Raw genomic sequence first — 8,389 nt, forward strand, 5'->3', positions numbered from 1 at the left:
AGAGATTTTGCAATTGCTACAACGACTTTCTAGGTTGCCGCCCCAGCTAGCTGGCATTGAGAATTCGCTGCACAATTTGCAGACCCGTCACCGCCTGCCAGCCAAAGAGGATGACCAGAAACAGATTCAAGGTCATGTGCAAGGCACGAGCCACTTCACTTCCCTTTTGCATAAAGGGGGTTAAGCTTGCAGAAATCGCAATCAGTGCCGTCATTGTGAGTCCGACAATTAAGTGCGGCCCCACAAAGAGTTTGCCATTGTTGATGTAGGTGACCGCCATGCCGCCAATCGTGCCTGTAACCATCAAGGCGAGTAAGACAGCGCCAACTTGGTGGTGTTTGAGATTGACCTTGGATTGAATTAGTGCTTTCTTTTCCTCACCGCTGAGGGAGCGCAGGCGCCGCGTTTGAATTCCCAAATACATCGCATAAAGCGTGAGGGCAAACAGCACCCACATCAGCACGGGGTGGGCAAAGGTAATTACTGGCTTAAGAGGCTCAGGAATTGCAATCATTGTGTTTTGAACAGAACTCGGCAGGCAAAAGTTTGCTTCTCATATCCTAATACAGCCACTTTCTAAAATAGGGATGCTGCCGAGCCTGCAGCCGTGTTGACCGGTGTAAGAGGCAGGAGAGGTTGATCGGCATTCCCCCTCTGACCTTCAGCAGGCAAAGCGTTAGACTGAGAGCAGAACATCTCCTTGCTGTAGGTCAATCCTTGGGAACACAATTTATGATGAAAACTTTTTGGCAACGTCTCAAATCCGTTACGGCAATAGTGGCAGTGGCGGTCTTGATTGCCCATCTGGTGCTTGACAGTGGTGCCGCCTGGGCAGCTCGCAGTGGTGGACGTGTTGGGGGTGGTTCCTTTAGTCGTCCGGTGCCCAGCCGTTCCTACCGTGTCCCCCGCAGTGATTACGGCTATGCCCAGCCCGTTCCGGTCTATGGCGGAGGTTTTGGCTTTCCCTTTCTGATTCCCTTCTTTGGTTTTGGCGGTGGCTTTGGCGGCCTCTTCACAATCCTTGTGATCGGTGTCCTTGCCAATACTTTGATCTCTGCTTTCCGCAACTTCCGCACCAGCGGCGATGACTTTGAGATCGACGCAGATAACCCCACGGTCTCGCTACATACCCTGCAGGTGGGACTGCTGGCTCAAGCCCGTGAACTTCAAGAGGAGCTAAATCAACTAGCCCTCACCGCCGATACCCAAAGTCCCGAAGGCCTGACCAAGGTGCTGCAAGAGGCAACCCTTGCCCTCCTGCGCCATCCCCAATACTGGGTCTATGCCCACGCCAGTAGCCAAGAAACAAAACTGCTACAAGCGGAAACTGCCTTTAACCAACTGGCGCTGGCAGAGCGGAGCAAACTCAGTGCTGAAACCCTGTCTAACTACCGTCGTGAGATCCAGCAGAGGGCGATCGCCCCTGGGCTGAGCAATGATGTGGGTGAATACATTGTCGTGACTTTGGTGGTGGCTGCCACCGGACGCTTGAAACTGCCCACAGTCAACAATGACCTAGAGCTGCGGCAGGCCCTGCAACAGTTGGGAAGCATTGGCAGCGATCGCCTACTGGCGGTTGAACTGCTCTGGCAACCCCAGGCAATCGGGGATACCCTCACTGCCGATGAATTACTGATGGCCTATCCCCAACTGAAGCACCTCTAGACTCCCTAGACCCCCTGAGCTGCCAAATGTACGGCGCCCCGCAATCCCACCTCAGGATTCGTAATCACAGCCACGTACAACTGCTCCATCAGGGGGCGAAACCGTCCTTTATTCACAAACCCCCGCAGAAACGTGCCATCGGTCATTTTCGGTAGAATTTTGGGGGCAATTCCCCCGGCAATCAACACCCCTGCCAAGGGCAAACTTTTGAGGGCAAGGTTGCCAGCCTCTGCCCCATAGGCCTCCACAAACATTCGCAGGGCCTCTGCACACAGGGGATCCCCGGCAAGGCCGTATTCGCCAACTACAGCAGCGCGATCTTCTGCCTCTGCCATTGCTGCGGCAACTGCGGCTGATTCAGGAGCAAAGTTGACCCCCTTGAGGTATTCGTAAATGGCCACCAGCCCCGCCCCAGAGACCACCCGCTCCACGGAGACTCGCTCGTAGGTTTGCCACAGATAGCGCAATAGACCAATTTCCTGTTCATTGCGCGCTGGAAAGTCGGTGTGGCCGCCCTCTAGGGGCATCACTTGGTAGCGATCGCCCTGCCAAATCAGCAATGCCTCCCCCAAGCCAGTACCGGCTCCCAAGAGGGCAATGGGCGCTTGGGGACGCCGAGGCCGCTCCTGCAGCACAACAAAATCCGTCGGCGGCAATACCAATGCCCCATAGGCCACGGCGGCAAAATCATTGAGCAGCGTCACCCTCGGAATCTGCAGTGCCGTTCCTAATTCAGCACCACTGACCCGCCAGCCCAAATTCGTCACTTGAGCCACTTGGTCAATCACCGGACCCGGAATCCCCAGACAGGCTCGCTGCGGATGGGCAGGACTCGTCTTGAGGAACGTTTGCAACAGAGTGGTTAAGTCAGGAAAATCGCGGCTGGTGTATTTAGCCCTGTGGAGGAGCTGCCACTCACTGCCCACCACCTCCCATAACTCGACAAGGGTTTTTGTGCCCCCCACATCGGCGCCGAGAACAACGGTCATGGCCCACCTCTGGCTATGGAATGCTATGGGCTAAGACCCGCTGCATGACAAGGGCGTAGGCCTCTTCAATGGCGCCCAAATCCTGGCGAAACCGATCTTTGTCGAGGATGCGCTTTTCAGGATCGGTTTCCTCCTGATTCCAAAGGCGGCAACTGTCGGGACTAATTTCATCGGCTAAAAGAATCTCCCCCCTTTGACTGCGGCCAAACTCCAGCTTAAAGTCCACCAGGGTAATGCCACACTCAGCAAAAAAGCGACTGAGGTGAGTATTTACGGCCAAGGCCATTTGCGTTATCTGCGCCACTTCCTCATCCGTGGCAATCTGCAATAGGCGCAAGCGATCGCCCGTAAGCAGCGGATCCCCCAAAGCATCATTTTTGAGGTAAAACTCCACGAGGGGAGGATTGAGTTCTAATCCCAAGGGCAAGCCCGTCTGGCGACACAGGCTGCCCGCTGCCCGATTGCGCACCACCACCTCAAGGGGAATGATCTCTACGCGGCGAATGTGCATCTGATTGGGCGCCACTTGGGCAATAAAATGGTTGGGGATGCCCTGGGCGGCCAAATACCGAAACAAATGGCTGGCGATCGCGCAGTTCATCACTCCCTTGTTTTGGATTGCGCCGCGCTTCTGGGCATTAAAGGCGGTGGCCTCATCCTTGAACTCCGCCAGCAGGATTTCTGGATCTGCTGTGGCATAAATAATTTTTGCCTTGCCTTCGTACAAGGGAGAGAGTTGAGTCATAAAAAACGGTGCGTCTAAAAGCCAGATCTAGCCTAGCAAAGGCCGTCCCCCCATCTACGGAGCTTACTGTAGGATAATCGCAATAGCTAAACCCCTCTGGGGCAAATTGACAGAGACTGACGGCAGGAGATAGAGAGCGATGCCTCACCTCAGTAATCAACAGGCAGAAAAACTGGCAGAAATTGGTGCTTTCCTCCGCGACAGGCGACTAGAACTGGGTCTGAGCCTCGAGGAATTGGCCGCCAAAACCTTTGTGCGTCAGTCAATCTTGGCAGCTATTGAGAATGCTAGCCTAGAGGACTTACCCGAACCCGTTTATACCCAAGGATTTATTCGCCGTTTTGCCGATGCCCTTGGTCTGGATGGCAAAAGTGTAGCTGCCGCTTTTCCGACGCTGGTTGAACCGGCGGAGCAGTCCCCTCAAGCCAGTGTCTCTAGGGGCGGTATGGGTTGGCAGTTGCGGCCGCTTCACCTGTACCTCATCTACTTTGCCCTGGTGGCAACGGCGGTGGCGGGATTGGCCTATCTTTTTCGTCCTCAAACCCAAAGCATTACCGATTTAACCCCTGCACCTACCCCCACGGCGGCGGCAACCCCGACCCCTCGTGCCACTCCTGCTGAAACCGTCGAGGTCAAGTTGTCCCTCTCCGAGGCGGCATGGCTGGAGGTGGAGGCCGATGGTCGCGTCGTCTATGCCGGGATTCTGCAGTCGGGAACAGAGCGCCGCTGGCAAGCCAAAGAACGCCTGATTGTGCGTACTGGCAATGCGGGGGCTGTCAAGGTGAGTGTCAATAATGGGCCGTTCCAACCCATGGGGCAACTGGGAGAAGTGACAGAAAAAGAATTTTTGGTGAGTCAGGCCACAACGCAGACCCCAACCACGTCAACAGCACCTGAGCACACTGTTGCCAACTAGGTCACCCTCCATGGCGGCAGCAATCACCTATCAAGTGGGGGGAAGTTTACCCACCACCTCAGCAGTGTATGTGCGACGCCAAGCAGATGCCGATCTGTTGGCTGCCCTCACCGCTGGGGAGTTTTGCTATATCCTCAATTCGCGGCAAATGGGCAAATCTAGCCTGCGGGTACAGGTGACCCACCAGTTGATGACCATGGGGTACCGCTGTGCCGCCCTCGACATCACTAAGATCGGGAGCCAGAATATTCAACCGGAGCAGTGGTATGCCAGCTTTGTCGGCGCGCTTATTCAGGGATTTCAGTTAACCGAGGTGGTGTCACTGCGCTCTTGGTGGCGCGATCGCCAGCTGGTGTCGCCCATTCAACGCCTCAGTGACTTTGTGGAAACGGTGTTGTTTGCCCACACCCGTGAGCCTCTCGTGATTTTTATTGATGAAATTGATAGTCTGTTGAGTCTGCCCTTTTCCACCGATGATTTCTTTGCTTGGATCCGCGCTTGTTACAACCAACGCGCCGATTATCCCGAATATCGGCGCCTAACCTTTGCCCTCTTTGGGGTGGCCACGCCGGATCAACTGATTCAGGATAAGCAGCGCACCCCCTTTAACATTGGCTGTGCCATTGATTTACAGGGGTTTACCCTGAGGGAAGCCACACCGCTCCTCAAGGGCATTGCCCACCTGAGCGATCGCCCCGAACAACTCCTAGCGGAGATCCTCCACTGGACCGGCGGCCAACCCTTCTTGACCCAAAAACTCTGTCGCCTCCTGCAACACCGCGGGTCATTTATGCCGGCATCCACCCTCGGCGAGGAATTAGCCCGGTTTGTCCAAGACCATATCCTTCAGGATTGGGAGCGGCAAGATGAACCAGAACACCTAAAGACCATTCGCAATCGCCTACTGGCGGATGAACAGCGCAGCGGTCGTCTCTTGGGACTTTACCAACGCATCTTGGAAACGGGAGGTATCCCCCTCGACGGCAGTCATGAGCAGCGTGCCCTTGCCTTGACAGGATTGGTGTGCCAGCGCCAAGGTCAATTGCAGGTGTTTAACCCCATCTATGCCCAAGTCTTTGATGCGCAGTGGGTAGAGCAACAGTTGGCCCGCTTGCGCCCCTATAGTGAGGAATTCCAAGCATGGTTGCGCTCCGGCGGCAGGGATAGCTCTCGGTTGCTGCGGGGACAAGCCTTGGAGGAAGCCCTGCTCTGGGCCAGTGGCAAAAGTCTCAGTGACTTGGATTACCAGTACCTTTCTGCCAGTCAGGAGGCCAATCAAAAGGCCATTGAAGACACTCTCCTTCTCGAGCGCCAAGAGAAAGCAGCAATCAGTGCCGCCAACCGCATTTTGGAGGCAGCGCGTCATAAGGCCAGTCGTCTGACGCGGCGCGCCCTGATGGCTCTGGGGGTGGTTTCGCTGGTGTCCTTGGGGGTGGCAGCAATTTTGGCCAAGACCCATGCGGATTTACAGGCCACTCAGGCCAGTTTAGCCCTTGAGCAGACCAGTAATGATCTTCTAGAGCAGTTTCAAAGCCAAGAGTTGCCCGCCCTAGTGGCGGCCATTGAGGCGGGACGGGAGCTGCAGCGCTTGGTGGGCGATCGCCCCCTCAGGGACTACCCCACGACCCGTCCCCTCTTTGTGCTCAATGTTTTTCTGGATCGCATTCGGGCGCGCAACCAATGGCACAGCCAGCACAAGCCCCTCGTGGGAGCCTTTCTCAGCGGCGATCGCCAGGTGTTGAGCATCAGTGAAAGGGGGGTTGTGGAATTTTGGCAGCCGACGGGGAAGCGGCTGGGTACCCAGTCCCTGAACATTGGCGCAGTGAAGTTGGCGCGGCTGAGCCTCGCGGGCGATCGCCTAGGGCTGCTCAATGAGAAGGGGGAAATTTCCCTGTGGCGCGTTGAGCCGCAAAAACTGGTTTTTGAGCGGCGTTTGCCTGCTCTGCCCATCAACAACTTTCGCTTTAGTCCCAGAGGGGAGGAGTTGACCGCCACCACCACCACAGGGGATATGCTGCGTTGGAGCATTGCGGGGGAACTGCTGACAACGATTCCCACCCTGAGCCAGAGGGTCAATAGCTTGAGTTATGCCATCAGCGGCGATCGCCTGGCCACCGCCGATGAAGAGGGCTGGATTCGGGTTTGGTCGCCCCAAGGTGAACTGCTGCAAGCTTGGCAAGTCCAAGGAGATCTGCCGGTTCCCCAAACCAGTTTGACGTCTCTGCGCAATGGTCAACTGGCTACGGTGGGCAAAGATGGCACCCTCCGCCTTTGGCATCCCAAGGGACAACAAATCAATCAGTGGCGCGTTAGCTCAGCCCCCGTCTATTTTGTCGGCACCTCTCCTGTGGGGTATCGGCTATTGACCCTGAGCACTGATAACACACTGCGCCTCTGGCAGCCAACGGGTGAACTGATTGCCGAGTTGCGCGGTCATGAACGCCTGATCAATACGGTAAGTTTTAATCCCACCGGGGCGGTTCTTCTCAGCAGCGATCGCGGGGGACAAATGACCCTCTGGTTCCTTGATCATGGCCGCACGGCGGAGTGGGTTGCCAATCAAGAAAGTATTTGGACGGTGGCTTTAGATCCCCAGGCCGCCACAGTGGTGACGGGGGGCAAAGATGGTCGCGTCAAGCATTGGCGACGGGATGGCACCCTCCTAGCAGCCACCCCCGTCCTTGATCCAAAAGGGATTAACCAAGTGCTCTTTAGCGCGGATGGTCAACAGGTGGCGATCGCCACCAAGGGGGGTAAACTCGTGCTCTGGAACCCCAAGGATCAGTCGCAACAAACATGGCAACTCCCCAGGGCGGTTTCCCTCTACACCGTTGCCATAGATCCTCAACAGCGCTATTTGGCAGCGGGTGATCAAAAGGGCACCCTCTATTTGGTTGACCTGCAGCACGCGGGGAAAATCCAAGAGCGCAAAACCGAAGGGGAAATTTGGAGCCTCACCTTTCATCCGCACCTCCCGCTGCTGGCCAGTACGGGGTCTGCGGGCGCGATTGACGTCTGGGATTTTGAGGGCGATCGCCTTGCCTATCGCCTGCATCCCGACGCGGGATGGTTGGCCAGTCTTAAGTTTAGTGCCAATGGCCAACTCTTGGCGGCGGCCGGGGAAAGTGGCTCCGTCTATCTGTGGTCTATGCAGGGCAAACGTCCCCCCAAGCCTCCCCGGGTATTTCGTGCTCACCAGCGCAGTATTGTCAGTCTTAGTCTTAGCCCAGACGGTGAAATGATTGCCACTGCCTCCCCCGATCGCAGTGTGCGGGTTTGGACGCAAAGGGGCCAGCTGGTGGCCCTCCTAGATCGCATTTCCGCAATTCCCTACAGCGTTGATGTCAGTGGTCAAGACAGGCTCTATGTGGCGATCGGTACCGAGGACGATGAAGTTTTAATCAGTCCCCTAGATAGCTTGGGGCAGTTATTGACCAGCGCCTGCGACTGGCTTAAGGATTACCGTCAACAAAATCCTGCTGTGCCCCCCCTTTGTCCCTAAACACTGGCAAGGGAAGCCAGGGGGTTAGGCACTTCCTCGCTGGTGAATTGCCCCATGAGCACGTACTCCAAGCGCAGTTTCAGCCACTGGATAAATTGCCGGTTGGTGGAGATAATGGCAGCAGCCGGCTGAGGACAGCGGGCTTTTTGTTCAGCAAACTGGGGCTGCTCTAGAAAGGCGGGCTCGGGCACCAGCCAAAAATCAATCTCTTTACCCTGCTCCCGATAGTAACGTTGTCGCTCGCGAAACACTTCCTCAAGGGGTTCTTCCTCGGTCAAAAACTTTTTGCTTGCGAGAATGTAATAGTATGTCGCCATAGGGATCTATGCAAAACCACAGTATATTCTGTCCAGTCCTCAGCTTAGCATGAGGGAACCCCTACCTCCATAACTCTCTACTTCTGAGGTTTCTGGTTGGAGCGATCGCTCCCTCTAGCCCATGCGTCGTGATTCCCTGTTTTATCAACTCTTTGCCCAGTTGCCCCAAACCTTCTTTGACCTCTTGGGTCTAGACTCTTCTGAAGGCTACCGCTTTGACTCGATTGAACTCAAGGAAACCACCTTTCGCATTGA

At 55.8% G+C, this 8,389-nt stretch carries 8 protein-coding genes; 4 read left to right on the forward strand and 4 right to left on the reverse strand.

Features of this window, described 5'->3' with window-relative positions:
• Positions 1-46: 46 nt before the first annotated feature.
• On the reverse strand, positions 47-514 hold the full coding sequence (locus Q0683_RS07545) for a DUF4079 domain-containing protein (protein WP_298611340.1): 468 nt from the start codon (positions 512-514) through the stop codon (positions 47-49).
• Positions 515-732: 218 nt separating this feature from the next.
• Here Q0683_RS07545 and Q0683_RS07550 point away from each other — a divergent pair, with 218 nt between their 5' ends.
• Positions 733-1,665, forward strand: a complete 933-nt coding sequence (locus tag Q0683_RS07550) for a DUF1517 domain-containing protein (protein ID WP_298617198.1) — start codon at positions 733-735, stop codon at positions 1,663-1,665.
• Between the two features lie 5 nt (positions 1,666-1,670).
• On the opposite strand, the gene Q0683_RS07555 is transcribed toward Q0683_RS07550, so the two are convergent.
• Positions 1,671-2,654 carry a glucokinase gene (locus tag Q0683_RS07555; RefSeq protein WP_298611334.1) on the reverse strand — a complete coding sequence of 328 codons (984 nt, stop codon included), beginning with the start codon at positions 2,652-2,654 and terminating at the stop codon, positions 1,671-1,673.
• A gap of 13 nt (positions 2,655-2,667) precedes the next feature.
• Positions 2,668-3,399 (reverse strand): phosphoribosylaminoimidazolesuccinocarboxamide synthase, encoded by a 732-nt coding sequence (gene purC, locus Q0683_RS07560; protein WP_298611331.1) that lies wholly within the window; start codon positions 3,397-3,399, stop codon positions 2,668-2,670.
• Positions 3,400-3,538: 139 nt separating this feature from the next.
• Here purC and Q0683_RS07565 point away from each other — a divergent pair, with 139 nt between their 5' ends.
• On the forward strand, positions 3,539-4,315 hold the full coding sequence (locus Q0683_RS07565; RefSeq protein ID WP_298611328.1) for a helix-turn-helix domain-containing protein: 777 nt from the start codon (positions 3,539-3,541) through the stop codon (positions 4,313-4,315).
• 10 nt (positions 4,316-4,325) lie between these two features.
• Positions 4,326-7,817 carry an AAA-like domain-containing protein gene (locus Q0683_RS07570; protein WP_298977089.1) on the forward strand — a complete coding sequence of 1,164 codons (3,492 nt, stop codon included), beginning with the start codon at positions 4,326-4,328 and terminating at the stop codon, positions 7,815-7,817.
• On the opposite strand, the gene Q0683_RS07575 is transcribed toward Q0683_RS07570, so the two are convergent.
• The gene (locus Q0683_RS07575) at positions 7,814-8,134 is read right to left on the reverse strand and encodes an MgPME-cyclase complex family protein (protein ID WP_298611322.1); all 321 of its coding nucleotides are present in this window, start codon (positions 8,132-8,134) and stop codon (positions 7,814-7,816) included. The genes Q0683_RS07570 and Q0683_RS07575 overlap by 4 nt on opposite strands.
• A 121-nt stretch (positions 8,135-8,255) precedes the next feature.
• Here Q0683_RS07575 and Q0683_RS07580 point away from each other — a divergent pair.
• Positions 8,256-8,389, forward strand: a 134-nt coding sequence (locus Q0683_RS07580) for a DUF2887 domain-containing protein (RefSeq protein ID WP_298977091.1), incomplete at its 3' end; no start/stop codon positions are given.

This window comes from uncultured Thermosynechococcus sp. (assembly GCF_938074695.1).
Taxonomy (GTDB): domain Bacteria; phylum Cyanobacteriota; class Cyanobacteriia; order Thermosynechococcales; family Thermosynechococcaceae; genus Thermosynechococcus.